We start from the raw sequence: 16,072 nt of genomic DNA on the forward strand, positions 1-16,072 counted from the left end.
CGCATGCTCAGCCCCCCAGGAAGGTGCGTCGCACCTCGGGATCGTCGAGCAGCGCCCGGCCGGTATCGGTATAGGCGTTGCTGCCCTGCACCAGCACATAGCCCTTGTCGGCGATCTCCAGCGCCTGACGCGCGTTCTGTTCCACCATCAGGATGGAAATGCCGGTCCGCGCCACCTCGATGATCCGGTCGAAGAGCTCGTCCATCACGATCGGGCTGACGCCCGCGGTCGGCTCATCGAGCATCAGCACAGAGGGCCGGGTCATCAGCGCGCGGCCCACGGCCACCTGCTGGCGCTGGCCGCCCGACAGCTCGCCCGCCGCCTGCCGGCGCTTTTCCTTGAGGATCGGGAACAGCCGGTAGACCTCGTCGATGGTGCCCGAAATGTCGTCGCGGCGCAGGAAGGCGCCCATTTCGAGGTTCTCCTCGACCGTCATCGAGGTGAAGATGTTGTGGGTCTGCGGCACGAAGGCCATGCCCTTGGCGACGCGGGCCTGGGGGCTGAGGCGGGTGATGTCCTCGCCGTTCAGCCGCACCGCCCCGGCATGAATGTTCAGCATCCCGAAGACCGCCTTCATCGCGGTCGACTTGCCCGCCCCGTTGGGGCCCACGATCACGGCGATCTCGCCCTTCTCGACCGCCACCGTGCAGCCGTGCAGGATATCGGCCCCGCCATAGCCGCCGGTCATCCGGTCCCCGATCAGGAAAGGCTCTGCCATGCGTGCGCTTCCGTTCTTCTTCTTGGTTCAAATACCCATGCCCGGGCCCGCAAGAGGCACCGGCCGGGCGGTTTTTCGGACGCCGGTCTCAGCAGGCGCCAGTCTCTGGCGCTGTTTCAGGCATTGGCGCCCGCCGTCATCTTGTTCTTCAGCCCGGTGCCCAGATAGGCCTCGATCACCGCCTCGTTCTGCATGATCTCGTCGGCCTTGCCTTGGGCCAGCACCTTGCCCTCGGCCATCACGATCACCGGATCGCAAAGCCGGCCGATGAAATCCATGTCATGCTCGATCACGCAGAAGGTGTAGCCGCGTTCCTTGTTCAGCCGGACGATGGCCTCGCCGATGGTGTTCAGCAGCGTGCGGTTCACGCCCGCGCCGACCTCGTCGAGGAAGACGATCTTGGCATCGACCATCATCGTCCGGCCCAGCTCCAGCAACTTTTTCTGTCCGCCCGACAGATTGCCCGCCTTTTCGTCGGCAACATGCGAGATCGTCAGGAACTCGAGCACCTCGTCGGCCTTCCGGGCCAGCGCGCGTTCCTCCTCGGCGATCCGGCCGCGCCGGAACCAGGCCGACCACAGGCCTTCGCCCGACTGGCCCGCGGGCACCATCATCAGGTTCTCGCGCACCGTCATCGAGGAGAATTCATGGGCGATCTGGAAGGTCCTCAGAAGCCCCTTGTGAAACAGCTCGTGCGGCTTCAGCCCGGTGATGTCCTCGCCATCCATCAGGACCCGGCCCGAGGTCGGCGGCAGCACCCCCGCGATCACGTTGAACAGGGTCGACTTGCCCGCACCGTTCGGCCCGATCAGCCCGGTGATCGACCCGGTCTCGATCTCGATCGAGGCGCCGTCAACGGCGTGAAAGCCGCCGAAATGCTTGTGCAGGTTTTCGACCTTGATCATCGGTTTTCCCTTTGCCGCCGCGTCCTTGCCCGGCGGCGGGCGCTTAGCGAATGGCACGGCCCGGGGCAACCTTTTTCAGCCCCGGGCCGTCCGGCCTTAATGTCGCGGTGCGGCTCAGCGGAACCGGTCGGTGACCGCCTTGCCGTCGGTGATGGTGAACTCTCGGAAGCTGCCCGCGCTTTCGCCGGACCCGATCATCTCGACATTGGTGGCGCCGACATAGTCGATGTCCTCGCCCGCCTTGAGCAGCTCGAGCCCCTTGGCCAGCTCGCCGGGCAGGATCTTCTCGCCGGGCGCGTTGGCCACGTCCATGATCTTGTCCTTGTAGTCCGCGGGCGCGGACGATCCCGCCGCCTGCATCGCCAGCAACATCAGCGCGGCCGCGTCATAGTCTTCGCCCACATAAGACGAGGTGCCGTCGAAGCCCGCTTCGGCCGCCATGTCGAGGATCGTCTGCGCGCCGTCGCTGTCGGTGCCGGGCACGGTGCCGAACGAACCGTCGAGCGGCGAGCCGATGGCCTCGATCAGCGAGTCGCCATACATGCCGTCGGGCAGGAAGAAGGTGTCGAAGGCGCCGGTATCGACCGAGGCCTGGATGATGCCCTTGCCGCCCTGATCGACATAGCCCGCCACGACCAGCATGTCGCCGCCCGCCGAGGCCAGCGCCGCGACCTCGGCCGAATAGTCGGCCTTGCCGTCCTCATGCGCGGCCGAGATCGTCACCGTGCCGCCGGCGGCCTCGAAGGCGGACTGGATCGAGTCCGCCAGCCCCTTGCCGTAGTCGTTGTTGGTATAGGAAATCGCGACCGAGGAGATGCCCCGTTCCTTCAGCACGTCGGCGATCACCTCGCCCTGGCGCGCGTCCGACGGCGCGGTGCGGAAGAAGAGCCCGTCATCCTCGGCGGTCGAGAGCGCCGGCGAGGTCGAGGAGGGCGAGATCATCACCACGCCGTTCGGGCGGGCGACGTTCTGCAGCACCGCACCGGACACGCCCGAACAGTCGGCGCCCACGATGCCGTTGACCTTGTCCGAGGTGACCAGCCGTTCGCCCGAGGCGGTGGCGGCGGCGGCGTCGACGCAGGTCGAGTCGGCCCGCACCGAGCTTACCGTGGCGCCGTCCAGCAGCGTGCCGGCCTTGTTGACCTCGGCAATCGCCAGTTCCGCGCCCGCGGCCATGTTCGGCGTGATCGATTCCAGCGGGCCGGTAAAGCCCAGAAGGATGCCGATCTTGACCTCTTCGGCGTTCGCGACGCCAGCGAGAGCCAGCGTGGCCGCGCTGGCCAGAAGCAGTTTCTTCATTCTTAGAACTCCCGTGTTGGAACGAAATTCATCGTGACCGTAAAAGCCGCGCAAGAAAAAGAAAAGGGCGTGCCTCAGCGCCCCGGGATCCCGGCCCGCAGGACAGACCGCCCGCGCCCGTCCGGCGCCTCACGCCTCGAGCCTCCCGCCGCGGCTGCCGCGTTCGCGGTAGGGCGTGGTGTCGTAATGGGCGCGGTAGCATTTCGAGAAGTGGCTGGGCGAGGCAAAGCCGCAGGCCAGCGCCACGTTGATGACGCTCATGTCCGTCTGCATCAGCAGGTTGCGCGCCTTCGACAGCCGAAGTTCCATGTAATAGCGTTTCGGGCTGCGGTTCAGGTAGCGGCGGAACAGCCGTTCGAGCTGACGCGTCGACATGCCGACATCGCGCGCCAGCGTCGCGGGCGAGATCGGGTCCTCGAGGTTTTTCTCCATCACCTGGATGACCTGGCTCAGCTTGGGGTGGCGCACCCCGATCCGGGTCGGGATCGACAGCCGCTGGGTGTCCTGGTCGGTGCGGATCGAGGAATAGATCAGCTGATCGGCCACCGCATTGGCCAGATCCTGGCCATGGGTCTGCGCGATCAGCGTCAGCGCGAGGTCGATCGAGGCGGTGCCGCCCGCCGTGGTCATCCGGTTGCCGTCGATCACGAAGACGGACCGCGTCAGCTCGATCTCGGGGAAATCCTCCAGAAAGCCGTCCTGGTTTTCCCAGTGGATGGTGGCGCGCTTGCCGTCGAGCAGCCCGGCCTTGGCCAGCGCATGGGCCGCGGTGCAAAGCCCGGCCACGATCAGCCCCTTGCGCGCCTCGCGCCGGAGCCAGCCGACCAGCGGCCGGGTGGTGGCCTTCTGCACGTCGATGCCGCCGCAGACGATGACGATCTCGTCGCGCCCCAGCGGCTCGAGCCCGATGTCGAGCAGAACCCGGCTGCCGTTCGAACAGGCCGCCTCGCCGCCGCCTTCGCCCGCCAGCCGCCAGCGGTAAAGCGTCTGCCCGGCCATGCGGTTGGCGATGCGGAAGGGCTCGATGGCCCCGGCGAAGCTCATCATCGTGAACCGGTCAAGCAAGACGAAGACCAGGTCCTGCGGTTTCCGCCCGGCGGCGGCCGCGACCGTGGTGCTGGATCTGTCGGGAACCGGGGCCAAGTGTTCCTCCGCGCGTCGTGTCGATCAGCGATACAGAATTGTCCGTCGGGATCAAGGCTCTGAACGCGCCCGGGCGGACGGGCAGGGGCATGACGGGACGGCATCGGTCTGCTGCTGCGGGCGGGCGGCGGCGCCACGGCGGCAGGCAAGGCGAATTCCGGGTAGCCGGGGAGGCCCTCAGCACCTATAAGGCACAAGTTGACGAAGAGCATGGAACCACGACGATGACCACCTGGCAGAAATCGGATTGGCGTGCCCGCCCGCGGGTGCAGATGCCCGACTACACCGATGCGGCGGCGCTGACGGCCGTCGAGGCGCAGCTTGCCAAGTATCCGCCGCTGGTCTTTGCGGGCGAGGCGCGGAACCTGACCGCCAAGCTCGGACAGGCGGCGCAGGGCAAGGCCTTCCTGTTGCAAGGGGGCGACTGCGCCGAAAGCTTTGCCGAATTTTCCGCCGACACCATCCGCGACACCTTCAAGGTGCTGTTGCAGATGGCCATCGTGCTGACCTGGGGCGCCAAGGTGCCGGTGATCAAGGTCGGCCGGATGGCGGGCCAGTTCGCCAAGCCGCGCTCGGCCCCGACCGAGACGATGAACGGGGTCGAGCTGCCCAGCTATCGCGGCGACATCATCAACGGCTTCGACTTCACCCCCGAGGCGCGGATCCCCGATCCGGCGCGGATGCTGCAGGCCTATACCCAGGCCGCCGCCTCGCTGAACCTGTTGCGCGCCTTTTCCAAGGGCGGGTTCGCCGATATCCACCGGGTGCATGCCTGGACGCTGGGCTTCCTCGAACGCGACGAGGCCGAGAAATACCGCGACATGGCCAACCGGATCAGCGACACGCTGGCCTTCATGACCGCGGCGGGCGTCAACGGCGAGACCATGAACGGGCTCTCGACGGTCGATTTCTTCACCTCGCACGAGGCGCTGCTGCTGGAATACGAAGAGGCGCTGACCCGGGTCGACTCGACCTCGGGCAACTGGATCGCGGGCTCGGGCCACATGATCTGGATCGGCGATCGCACCCGGCAGGTCGATGGCGCCCATGTCGCCTTCTGCCAGGGCGTGATGAACCCGATCGGGCTGAAATGCGGGCCCTCGATGGCCGAGGACGACCTGAAGATCCTGATCGAGAAGCTGAACCCGAAGAACGTGCCGGGGCGGCTGACGCTGATCTCGCGCTTCGGGGCGGGCAAGGTGGGCGATCACCTGCCGCGGCTGATCAAGGTGGTGCGCGAGATGGGGGCCGAGGTGCTTTGGGTCTGCGACCCGATGCATGGCAACACCATCAAGTCGCCGAGCGGCTTCAAGACCCGGCCCTTCGACGCGGTGCTGTGCGAGGTGCAGGAGTTCTTCGCCGTCCACAAGGCCGAGGGCACGATCCCCGGCGGCGTGCATTTCGAGATGACCGGCAAGGACGTGACCGAATGCACCGGCGGCGTGCGCGCGGTGACCGACGAGGACCTGTCCTCGCGCTATCACACCGCCTGCGACCCGCGGCTCAATGCCAGCCAGGCGCTGGAACTGGCCTTCCTCGTCGCCGAGGAGCTGTCAGCGCGCAATGACGCGGCCGCGGCCGCAGCCGCGATGTGATCCGCTCTGGCCGGCGGGGGCACAGTGCCCCTGTCGGCCGACGCTTCATGCAGGGGCGCAAGATCGCCCGGCACCCCATTCCAGAACAACAAAAAATCCCGCCCGCCTTCTGGCGGACGGGACGTTTCCTCCGGACAGGCGATACCCGTCGCCCGGCGTCCGGAGAGGACCATTCCTTGATGTCAGAACGCCGGTTCCGGTTCGACGATCCCGCCCTGAATGACCGTCAGTGCCGGGCGGCGCGCCTCGCCCTCGTCCTGCGCGGGGCGCGGTTCGGGATTGGCGGTTTCGCCGAGGATCTGGAACCGGCGGGGCGTCCAGCCCACGGTGCCGACCGTGGCCAGCGCGCCGAGGATCTTGGTGGGCGAGCCGTTCTCGCGGGCCAGCGGCAGCAGGATCATCCCGGCGAACAGGGCCTGACGATTGTAGCTGCGCGGCGAGATCAGCGTCAGCCGCACGCTCGCCCCGTCGCCCGCCAGAAGCGCCTCGATCTTTTCTTCCAGCACCGGCCGCGATTCCGGCAGGATCATCGCCGAAAGCGGCATGCCGCGCATGTCCATGCCCATGAGGTCGGTCATGTGCTGGCCGGTCAGCCGCAGCCGCAGGTGGCGCGGCGCCATCGCCTCGGCCACGAAGCAGTTCGACAGCGCCCGCGAGAAGCCGCGCGGATCGAGCTGCGCCCGGCTGGGCAATGTGCCCTGATCGTCCCGCAGCCGGGCCCAATAGGTTTCCACCTCGTCCAGGGCGGACAGGGCGCCTCCGGTTCGGTATCCCGACAGGGCGATCACCGCAGCGCGGGGACGGGTTTCGGACTCCACCATGGCAGTCTCCTTGCATCTCGGTATCGCCGCGGGCACCCTGTCCGCGGCGTTGTCGCCACCCGATCGAAGTGCTATCGCGGTGCGACCACTGTTGAAAGGAATTTGCCACAAAATGGCCACTTATTCGCGCCTTTTTTATACCGAAGGTTAACGGGTTCATGTTGCAGTCGATGACCGCCTTCGCGTCCCGCTCCGGACAGACGGAAACGCATGTCTGGACATGGGAGTTGCGGGGCGTGAACGGGAAGGGGCTGGACCTGCGCCTGAGGCTGCCGGACTGGGTGTCCGGGCTGGAACAGGCGGTGCGGACGGCGGTGCAGGGGCGGGTGACACGGGGCAGCGTGACCCTGGGGCTGCGACTCACGGCCCGCGATTCGGCCCATAATGCCCTGCATGTGGACCCGGCCGCGCTGACGGCGGCGCTGGCGCTGTTGGCCCGGGTCGAGGCCGAGGCGGAGCGGCAGGGGCTGCGTCTGGCGCCCTCGAGCGCGGTCGAGATCCTGGCGATGCGGGGGCTTGCCGACATCGCCGCGCCCGACCCCGATACCGGCCCGCTGCTGGCGGCGCTGACCGCCGATCTCGGCCCGCTTCTTGACGACTTTGTGGCGATGCGGGCGGCCGAGGGCCGGGCGTTGACCACTGTGCTTTGCGACCATCTCGCCACAATTTCGTCACTTGCCGAGACCGCCGCCCGTGCGGCCGAGGCCCGGCGCGGGCAGATGGAAGAGACGCTGACGACCGCGCTTGCGCGGGTGATGGAGGGCGCGGCGGGCGCCGATCCCGACCGGGTTGCGCAGGAACTTGCGCTGATCGCGGTCAAGACCGACGTGACCGAAGAGATCGACCGGCTCAGGGCCCATGTGGCGGCGGCCCGGGCGCTGATGGCGACGGGCGAACCGGCCGGGCGCAAGCTCGACTTCCTGATGCAGGAATTCAACCGCGAGGCCAACACGCTGTGTTCCAAGGCGCAGTCGGCCGAGCTGACCCGGGTCGGGCTTGACCTCAAGGCCGCCATCGATCAGATGCGCGAACAGGTCCAGAACGTGGAGTAAGAGGCGATGGCGGCACGGCGCGGATTGCTGATCATCCTGTCCTCGCCCTCGGGCGCAGGCAAGTCGACGCTGGCACGCCGGTTGCGCGGCTGGGACCCGGCCATCGCGTTTTCGGTTTCGGCCACCACCCGCGCGCCGCGGCCGGGCGAGGTCGACGGGCACGACTATCATTTCCTGTCGGAACAGGCCTTCAAGGCGCAGGTCGCGCGCGGGGCCATGCTGGAACACGCCTTCGTCTTCGGCAATTTCTACGGCTCGCCCGAGGCGCCGGTGCGCGCCGCCATCGAGGCCGGGCAGGATGTGCTGTTCGACATCGACTGGCAGGGGGCGCAGCAGATCCGCAATTCGTCGCTGGGCCAGCACACGCTGTCGATCTTCCTGTTGCCGCCCTCGATTGCCGAACTGCGCCGGCGTCTGGTCAGCCGCGGCCAGGACACCGCCGAGACCATCTCGGGCCGCATGCAGAAAAGCTGGGACGAGATCAGCCACTGGGACGGCTACGATTTCGTGCTGGTGAACGACGATCTCGACGCCACCGAAGAGAAGCTGAAGACCATCCTGACCGCCACCCGCCTGCGGCGCAGCCAGCAGCCCGGTCTGACCGAGCATGTGCGCGCGTTGCAGGCCGAATTCGAGGCCCTGCCATGACGCTGTATTCTCTCGACGGACTTGCCCCGACGCTGCCCGAGGACGGCGATTATTGGGTCGCCCCCGATGCCAACGTGATCGGCAAGGTGATCCTCGGCGCGGGCGCCTCGATCTGGTTCGGCAGCACGCTTCGGGGCGATAACGAGCCGATCACGGTCGGCGCCGGGACCAATATTCAGGAAAACACCGTCTGCCATACGGACATGGGCTATCCGCTGACCATCGGCGCGGGCTGCACCATCGGCCACAAGGCGATGCTGCATGGCTGCACCATCGGCGAGAACACCCTGATCGGAATGGGCGCCACTGTGCTGAACGGCGCCCGGATCGGCCGCAACTGCCTGATCGGAGCGGGGGCCCTGATCACCGAGGGCAAGGAGATCCCCGATAACAGCCTGGTGATGGGCGTGCCGGGCAAGGTCGTGCGGCAGCTGGATGAGGCGGCCATCGAGCGGTTGCGGCAGTCGGCGCTGCATTATCAGGAAAACGCGCGCCGCTACCGGGCGGGTCTTGTCGCGATATGAGACCGACCGTGCCGGCCCGTTCGGGCAGCGCGCCGCAACCGGCGGGGCGCTAGTGCCGCGCCCGGGGGATCAGCTGGACGGTGATGCCCGGGCAAAGCGCCGCGATCTCGCGCCGGATGATTTCGGGGTTCGGCACGACGGGCGTCACCACGACATAAAGCCCGCGATATCCGCCCAGGTCCAGCTGCGTGGCCAGATCCATCGCGTCGAACTGTTCGGTCAGAAGCGGCGAGACCACCATGTCGACAGATTGCACCGAGCACAGCGCGGCCTGAACCAGACCGTAGGGCAGCCGCTCGACGCGCGCGCTGGCAAAGGGCATGCCGATTTCCGGCTGATCGACCCGATCGAAACCGATCAGAAGCGCCATTCCGCCGCGGCCTGCGCCGGGCTCGGCATGAGGGGCTTGTCCGGGGCCTGTATATTCCATAGTCGCGCTCCTTTTGGCGACTGGCCATCACGGCCGAATTTCAGAAAACCTCGTCAACAACACTGTCAAGCTGTTCATTACGCCATGTACACAAGTCTGCCTATAGCGCGTGGGTGGGCAATCTGGCAATTGCCCAAAGGTCGATTCCGTCACGTCCAGCCGTCACGTCATGGCCGGTCCGGGGCCGGTCTTCAGCGATGGGGTAAAAAGTGAACGATTCTTTAGGGTTGTCGATTATTGCCGGGGTTCCCGTTCCGGTGGTGCTGATCGGCCGGGACGAGCGTGTCAACGCGCTCAATGATGCGGCCATGGCCCTGTTCGGCCCCAGCGGCAGGGGGCGTCACTATGTGACCGTGCTGCGCCATCCGGCGCTTCTGGATTGTGTGGAAGAGGCGCTGCGGCTGCGCCAGCCGCGGCGCGCGCGCTATCTGCGCAGCGATCTGGGGCGCGATTCGACCTATGACGTGACCGCCAGCCCGCTTGAAGGGGTCGCCGCCGGCGGGGTCGTTCTCAGCTTTGCCGACATCTCCGACCGCGAGCAGGCCGGGCAGATCCGCCGCGATTTCGTGGCCAATGTCAGCCACGAGCTGAAAACCCCGCTGACCGCGCTGATGGGCTTCATCGAGACCCTGCGCGGCCCGGCCAGGGACGACGAGGCCGCGCGCGAGCGGTTTCTCGAGATCATGGCGCGCGAGGCGGAACGGATGAACCGGCTGGTCAGCGATCTGCTGTCGCTGAGCCGGGTCGAGGCCGAAGAGCGGATGCGGCCCGGCGTGCGGGTCGATGTCGCCGCGCTGTTGCGGACCTCGGTGCAGACCCTGCGGTCGCTGGCGCGCGACGCGGCGGTCGAGATGACGCTGGAGGGGGCCGAGGACGCGGCCCATGTGCTGGGCGACGAGGACCAGCTGACCCAGGTGTTTCACAACCTGATCGAGAACGGCATCAAGTATGGCGGCTCGGGCGGGGTGCTGCGGCTGGTCCTGACCCGGTCCGAGCGCGAGCTGGCGTTTCGCGGCCCCGGCGTGCGGATCGACGTGATCGACCGGGGCGAGGGGTTCGATCCGGTGCATATCCCGCGCCTGACCGAACGGTTCTACCGGGTCGACAACCACCGCTCGCGCGAGATGGGCGGCACCGGGCTGGGGCTGGCCATCGTCAAGCATATCGTGAACCGCCATCGCGGCCGATTCCGGATCGACAGCGTACCGGGCGAGGGGAGCACGTTTTCGGTGATGCTGCCGATGGCCTGACAACCCATGGTGGCAAGGCGAAAGCGGAGCCCCGAGATGTCGCAGCCGAATATGACGACTGTCATAAAACCGTTACGTCTCTGTCACAAAAGGTTGGCGCCGCAGGTCTAGGACCCGGGCCGAGGCCGCCCGCAGTCCCGCGGCCGAAACCAATCAGGAGCTATTCATGTCCTTTGCGAAACTGACCGCCTCGGCGCTCGCCATCGCTGCCGTTTCGGCGACCGCCGCCGCGGCGCGCGACAACGTCCAGGTTGCCGGGTCCTCGACCGTGCTGCCCTATGCCTCGATCGTCGCCGAAGCCTTCGGCGAGAACTTCGACTTCCCGACCCCGGTCGTGGAATCGGGCGGGTCGTCGGCCGGTCTGAAACGCTTCTGCGAAGGCGTCGGCGAAACCTCGATCGACATCGCGAACGCCTCGCGTCCGATCAAGGACAAGGAAATCGAGACCTGCAAGGCCAATGGCGTCTCGGACATCATCGAGGTCCGCATCGGCTATGACGGGATCGTGTTCGCCAGCCAGCTGAACGGCCCGGCCTTCACCGCCTTCACGCCCTCGGACCTTTACAAGGCGCTGGCCGCCGAACTGCCGGTCGACGGCAAGATGGTCGCCAACACCGCCGCCACCTGGGCCGATGCCAACCCGGACCTGCCCGCGGTCGATATCGCGGCCTTCATCCCCGGCACCAAGCATGGCACTCGCGAGGTCTTCGAAGAGAAGGTGCTGATCGAGGGCTGCAAGGCCACCGGCGCGCTGGACGCGATGGTCGGCATGGGCATGGACGAGAAAGACGCCGAGAAGGCCTGCAAGGCGGTCCGCACCGACGGCAAGTCGGTCGATATCGACGGCGACTATACCGAGACCCTGGCCCGCATCGACACCAACCCGAACGCCATCGGCGTGTTCGGACTGGCCTTCTACGAGAACAACACCGACAAGCTGAAAGTCGCGACCATGTCGGGCGTTGCTCCCTCGACCGAGACCATCGCTTCGGGTGAGTATCCGGTGTCGCGTCCGCTGTTCTTCTACATCAAGAAAGCCCATATCGGCGTGATCCCCGGCCTGAAGGAATTCGCCGAATTCTTCGTGTCGGATGAAATGGCCGGCCCCGACGGCCCGCTGGCTGCCTATGGCCTGGTGTCGGACCCGGAACTGGCTGCGACCCAGGCGAAGGTTGCCAACGAAGAGACCATGAGCAACTAAGCTCGGCAGGTCCGGAAGGGCGGCGCCCACGCCGCCCTTCCGTCTTTTAGATTGTTTCATCCGACAGACGGAGCGGTCATGCCTGTTCTCTGGCTCGTGCTCATCGTGTTTGCCCTCGGCGCCCTCGGCTTTGTCCTGGGCCGGCGCCGCGCCCTGGGCGGGGCGGGGGGCGACATTCGCCTGCTGCATTCGCTGCCCTCCTATTACGGCACCAATGTCACCTTGCTGACCGTCGTGCCGGCGCTGTTCCTGCTGGGCATCTGGCTTCTGGTGCAGCCCGTCGTGGTCGACGCGAGAGTGTCGGCGATGCTGCCCGACAGCGCCATTTCCGAAGGCACCACGCGCGATCTGGTGATGAGCGACGTGCGGCGCATCGCCGAGGGGCTGGACAAGGCCGTGGCCGAGGGCGCGATGACCCACCGCGAGGCCCGCGACATCCGGGCCGAGTTCACCGATGTCCGCAACCGGCTTGGCGCGGTCGGCGTGGCGCTGGGATCGACGGTCGGCGCGCCCGAGCTTTACGCCGCCCAGCGCTACCGCAGGATTGCGGGCGAGGGCAGCCTGGCGATGACAGGCGTCGTTCTGGCGCTGGCCCTGGGGGGGGTCGCGCTGTCGCTGATCCGCACGACGCCCAGCTTCCGGGCGCGGAACACGGTCGAGACCGGCATCCGCTATGTGCTGATCTTCGCGGCCACCATCGCGATCCTGACCACCATCGGCATCGTGCTGTCGCTGGTCTTCAACACCATCGATTTCTTCCGGCTTTATCCTGCCTGGGACTTCTTCTTCGGCACGACCTGGAGCCCCAGCTTCGGCGGCGGGTCCGAGCTTGGCATCCTGCCGCTGCTGTGGGGTACGTTCTATATTTCGATCATCGCGCTTGCCGTATCGGTGCCGATCGGGCTGTTCGCGGCGATCTACCTGTCGGAATACGCCTCGCCGCATGTCCGCGCCTTCGCCAAGCCCATGATCGAGGTGCTGGCGGGCATTCCCACCATCGTTTACGGCCTCTTCGCGCTGCTGACCGTCGGTCCGCTCTTGCTGAAGGTTTTTGGTCAGGACGGGGTCGGCATCATGCAGGCGGGCACGGCCGTCATGACCGCGGGCCTGGTGATGGGCATCATGCTGATCCCCTTCGTCAGCTCGCTGTCCGATGACATCATCAACGCGGTGCCGCAATCGATGCGCGACGGGTCGCTGGGGCTTGGCGCCACCCGGTCGGAAACCGTCCGGCAGGTGGTCCTTCCGGCGGCGTTGCCGGGCATCGTCGGTGCCATCCTGCTGGCCGCGAGCCGCGCCATCGGCGAGACCATGATCGTGGTGCTGGGGGCAGGGGCCGCGGCCAACCTGTCGCTGAACCCGTTCGAGGCGATGACCACGGTCACCGCCAAGATCGTCAGCCAGCTGACCGGGGATGCCGATTTCGCCAGCCCCGAGGCGCTGGTCGCCTTCGCGCTTGGCATGACGCTGTTCGTCATCACCCTTGGGCTGAACGTCTTCGCCCTTTACATCGTGCGCAAGTACCGGGAGCAGTACGAATGACCGACGTCCCCTTCACCGACGCATCGTCCGGCCCGGCCCGGCCCGCCCGCACCGGTTCTCTGCTCGAGGCCGACGCGCGCACCCGCCGCCGCAACGCCGCCGAGGCCCGGTTCCGGCTTTACGGGATCGCCGCGGTCGGGGTCGGCCTGTTCTTCCTGGCGGCGCTGCTTTACGCCATCTTCTCGAACGGCATCGGCGCGTTCCAGCAGACGGGCTACACGCTGCAGATCGAATTCCGCGAGGACGTGCTGGACAAGACCGGCAATCGCGACCTCGAGGACATCAAGTCGGTCAAGACCTTCGCCTATTCGCCGCTGCTGCGCGCGGCGATGCTGCGCGAGATCGAGACGCACGGGATCGACACGCCGCTGGCCGATGCCAAGGTCACCGGCTTTTCCTCGCCGCTCGACAAGCTGTTTTCCGATGGCGCCCGCTCGACCTTGCGCGACATGGTGCTGGCCGATCCAAGCCTGATCGGGCAGACGGTCGCGGTACGCATCCTCGCCTCGTCACGGGTCGATGGCTATCTCAAGGGTCGCGTCAGCCGCGAGTCGATCGAGCGCGACAAGAACCTCGACGCGGTCCATCTGGACCTGATCGACAAGCTGCGCGAGGCGGGCGTCGCGACCAAGGGCTTCAACCTGGCCTTCATCACCGGGCCCGACGCCTCTGACGCGCGGCCCGAACAGGCGGGGCTGGGCGTCGCCATGCTGGGGTCGCTTTACATGATGATCGTGGTGCTGGCGCTGTCGCTGCCGATCGGGGTCGCGGCCTCGATCTATCTGGAAGAGTTCGCGCCGCAGAACCGCTTTACCGACATCATCGAGGTCAACATCTCGAACCTCGCGGCGGTGCCCTCGATCGTCTTCGGGATCCTCGGGCTGGCGGTCTTCATCCAGTTCGTCCACCTGCCGCAATCGGCGCCGCTGGTCGGCGGGCTGGTGCTGACGCTGATGACCCTGCCGACGATCATCATCTCGACCCGGGCCTCGCTGAAGGCGGTGCCGCCCTCGATCCGCGACGCGGCGCTGGGGGTCGGGGCCTCGAAGATGCAGGCGGTGTTCCACCATGTGCTGCCGCTGGCGATGCCCGGCATCCTGACCGGCACCATCATCGGGCTGGCGCAGGCGCTTGGCGAAACCGCGCCGCTTCTGCTGATCGGGATGGTGGGCTTCATCGCCTCGAACTATCCCGACGGGGCGATCTCGGGCTTTCTCGCGCCGAACTCGGCCATGCCCGCGCAGATCTACGAATGGGCCAAACGGGCCGACCCGGCCTTTTACGAACGGGCCTGGGGCGGCATCATCATCCTGCTTCTGTTCCTGATGACCATGAACATCATCGCCATCATCCTGCGCCGCCGCTTCGAGCGCCGCTGGTAGAGCGCCGCGAAAGGACATCTAAGACATGTACGACAATCCAGATCTTGCGAGGACGACGGTGACGAGGGACATCAAGATCGCGGCGCATGGTTGCCAGGTCTACTACGGCGACACGCATGCGATCAGGGATGTCGATATCGACATCGAGGACAAGACCGTGACCGCCTTCATCGGCCCCTCGGGCTGCGGCAAGTCCACCTTCCTGCGCTGCCTGAACCGGATGAACGACACCATCGACATTTGCCGGGTCGAGGGCGATATCCGGCTGGATGGCGAGGACATCTACGACAAGCGGGTCGATCCGGTGCAGCTGCGCGCCAAGGTCGGCATGGTGTTCCAGAAGCCGAACCCCTTCCCGAAATCGATCTACGACAACGTGGCCTACGGGCCGCGCATCCACGGGCTGGCGCGCTGCAAGGCCGATCTCGACGAGATCGTCGAAAGCTCGCTGCGCCGTGCCGCGATCTGGGGCGAGGTCAAGGACCGGCTCGACGCGCCCGGCACCGGGCTGTCGGGCGGCCAGCAGCAACGGCTGTGCATCGCGCGGGCGGTGGCGACCGAACCCGAGGTGCTGTTGATGGACGAGCCCTGTTCCGCGCTCGACCCGATCGCGACCGCGCAGGTCGAGGAACTGATCGACGAGCTGCGAGGCCAGTATTCGGTGGTGATCGTGACCCACTCGATGCAGCAGGCCGCGCGGGTCAGCCAGAAGACGGCCTTCTTCCATCTGGGCAGCCTGGTGGAATATGGCGAGACGGGGCACATCTTCACCAATCCGACCGACCCCCGCACCGAAAGCTACATCACCGGCCGGATCGGCTGAGAAAGGTTCCAGAATGTCGGACGTGATGAAGGACCCGCATATCGTCAAATCCTACGACCGCGATCTTGAATCGATCCAGGCGCTCATCATGAAGATGGGCGGTCTGGTCGAGACCGCGATCCTGGAGGCCGCGAATTCGCTCGAGGCCCGGGACGAGGAGCTGGCCGAACGGGTGCGCAAGGGCGACAAGGCCATCGACGCGCTGGAAGAGAAGGTCAACGAAGAGGCCGCGCGGCTTCTGGCGCTGCGCCAGCCCTCGGCGGGCGATCTGCGCACCGTGCTGTCGGTGATGAAGATCTCGGCCAATCTGGAACGCTGCGGCGACTATGCCAAGAACATGGCCAAGCGCACCGGCGTGCTGGTGCAGATGGCGCCGATGGAAGGCTCGGCCGGCGCGATCCGGCGGATGGCCAAGGCGGTCGAACTGATGCTGAAGGACGCGCTGGACGCCTATATCCAGCGCGATGCCGAACTGGCCGAGGACGTGCGCCAGCGCGATCTGGAGGTCGACCAGATGTACAATGCGCTGTTCCGCGAATTCCTGACCTTCATGATGGAGGACCCGCGCAACATCACCGCCTGCATGCATCTGCATTTCATCGCCAAGAACATCGAGCGGATGGGCGACCATGTGACCTCGATGGCCGAGCAGGTGATCTATCTGGCGACCGGCCATCTGCCCGAGGACGAACGCCCGAAAGCCGACCGCACCTCGGTCGATGCGGGCCGGAGCTGACCG

General features: G+C 66.6%; 16 protein-coding genes. 10 read left to right on the forward strand and 6 right to left on the reverse strand.

What is annotated here, in order from left to right:
* Positions 1 to 7: 7 nt before the first annotated feature.
* From C8N38_RS02025 to C8N38_RS02040, 4 genes are all read right to left on the reverse strand, one after another.
* Complete coding sequence (locus C8N38_RS02025; protein WP_108023401.1) at positions 8 to 718, reverse strand: ABC transporter ATP-binding protein; 711 nt, start codon at positions 716 to 718, stop codon at positions 8 to 10.
* 116 nt (positions 719 to 834) lie between these two features.
* Complete coding sequence (locus C8N38_RS02030; protein WP_108023403.1) at positions 835 to 1,623, reverse strand: ABC transporter ATP-binding protein; 789 nt, start codon at positions 1,621 to 1,623, stop codon at positions 835 to 837.
* A gap of 114 nt (positions 1,624 to 1,737) precedes the next feature.
* Positions 1,738 to 2,922 carry an ABC transporter substrate-binding protein gene (locus C8N38_RS02035; protein WP_108023405.1) on the reverse strand — a complete coding sequence of 395 codons (1,185 nt, stop codon included), beginning with the start codon at positions 2,920 to 2,922 and terminating at the stop codon, positions 1,738 to 1,740.
* Positions 2,923 to 3,051: 129 nt separating this feature from the next.
* A complete protein-coding gene (locus C8N38_RS02040) occupies positions 3,052 to 3,969 on the reverse strand; it encodes a GlxA family transcriptional regulator (RefSeq protein WP_108023707.1) in 918 nt (305 codons plus the stop codon).
* Positions 3,970 to 4,289: 320 nt separating this feature from the next.
* Between C8N38_RS02040 and C8N38_RS02045 the strand changes: the two genes are divergently transcribed.
* On the forward strand, positions 4,290 to 5,660 hold the full coding sequence (locus tag C8N38_RS02045; RefSeq protein ID WP_108023407.1) for a class II 3-deoxy-7-phosphoheptulonate synthase: 1,371 nt from the start codon (positions 4,290 to 4,292) through the stop codon (positions 5,658 to 5,660).
* 182 nt (positions 5,661 to 5,842) lie between these two features.
* On the opposite strand, the gene C8N38_RS02050 is transcribed toward C8N38_RS02045, so the two are convergent.
* Positions 5,843 to 6,481, reverse strand: coding sequence for a PAS domain-containing protein (locus C8N38_RS02050; RefSeq protein WP_108023409.1), 639 nt, complete (start codon positions 6,479 to 6,481; stop codon positions 5,843 to 5,845).
* A gap of 170 nt (positions 6,482 to 6,651) precedes the next feature.
* On the opposite strand from C8N38_RS02050, the gene C8N38_RS02055 reads away from it, so the two are divergent.
* The 3 genes from C8N38_RS02055 to C8N38_RS02065 are packed head-to-tail and all read left to right on the forward strand — an operon-like array spanning position 6,652 to position 8,705.
* Entirely contained in the window at positions 6,652 to 7,533 is an 882-nt protein-coding gene (locus tag C8N38_RS02055; protein ID WP_342750284.1) for a YicC/YloC family endoribonuclease, read from the forward strand.
* 6 nt (positions 7,534 to 7,539) lie between these two features.
* Positions 7,540 to 8,181, forward strand: coding sequence for a guanylate kinase (gene gmk / locus C8N38_RS02060; RefSeq protein ID WP_108023413.1), 642 nt, complete (start codon positions 7,540 to 7,542; stop codon positions 8,179 to 8,181).
* Positions 8,178 to 8,705 (forward strand): gamma carbonic anhydrase family protein, encoded by a 528-nt coding sequence (locus tag C8N38_RS02065; RefSeq protein WP_108023415.1) that lies wholly within the window; start codon positions 8,178 to 8,180, stop codon positions 8,703 to 8,705. Before gmk ends, C8N38_RS02065 begins: the two co-directional genes overlap by 4 nt.
* Positions 8,706 to 8,754: 49 nt before the next feature.
* Here the strand turns inward: C8N38_RS02065 and C8N38_RS02070 are convergent, their stop codons facing one another.
* Entirely contained in the window at positions 8,755 to 9,135 is a 381-nt protein-coding gene (locus C8N38_RS02070) for a hypothetical protein (protein ID WP_108023417.1), read from the reverse strand.
* 209 nt (positions 9,136 to 9,344) lie between these two features.
* Here C8N38_RS02070 and C8N38_RS02075 point away from each other — a divergent pair, with 209 nt between their 5' ends.
* The 6 genes from C8N38_RS02075 to phoU all read left to right on the forward strand — a co-directional run bounded on the left by C8N38_RS02075 (position 9,345) and on the right by phoU (position 16,069).
* Positions 9,345 to 10,385, forward strand: a complete 1,041-nt coding sequence (locus C8N38_RS02075; RefSeq protein WP_170120292.1) for an ATP-binding protein — start codon at positions 9,345 to 9,347, stop codon at positions 10,383 to 10,385.
* 166 nt (positions 10,386 to 10,551) lie between these two features.
* Entirely contained in the window at positions 10,552 to 11,586 is a 1,035-nt protein-coding gene (locus tag C8N38_RS02080) for a substrate-binding domain-containing protein (RefSeq protein WP_108023419.1), read from the forward strand.
* Positions 11,587 to 11,664: 78 nt separating this feature from the next.
* Entirely contained in the window at positions 11,665 to 13,128 is a 1,464-nt protein-coding gene (gene pstC / locus C8N38_RS02085) for a phosphate ABC transporter permease subunit PstC (protein WP_108023421.1), read from the forward strand.
* A complete protein-coding gene (pstA, locus tag C8N38_RS02090) occupies positions 13,125 to 14,510 on the forward strand; it encodes a phosphate ABC transporter permease PstA (protein WP_108023423.1) in 1,386 nt (461 codons plus the stop codon). The genes pstC and pstA overlap by 4 nt, the downstream gene beginning before the upstream one ends.
* Before the next feature lie 25 nt (positions 14,511 to 14,535).
* Positions 14,536 to 15,333 (forward strand): phosphate ABC transporter ATP-binding protein PstB, encoded by a 798-nt coding sequence (pstB, locus tag C8N38_RS02095; protein WP_108023425.1) that lies wholly within the window; start codon positions 14,536 to 14,538, stop codon positions 15,331 to 15,333.
* A gap of 25 nt (positions 15,334 to 15,358) precedes the next feature.
* On the forward strand, positions 15,359 to 16,069 hold the full coding sequence (phoU, locus tag C8N38_RS02100; RefSeq protein WP_425440007.1) for a phosphate signaling complex protein PhoU: 711 nt from the start codon (positions 15,359 to 15,361) through the stop codon (positions 16,067 to 16,069).
* The last annotated feature ends 3 nt before the right edge of the window (positions 16,070 to 16,072 follow it).

It is taken from the genome of Rhodovulum kholense (assembly GCF_003053725.1).
Taxonomy (GTDB): Bacteria; Pseudomonadota; Alphaproteobacteria; order Rhodobacterales; family Rhodobacteraceae; genus Rhodovulum; species Rhodovulum kholense.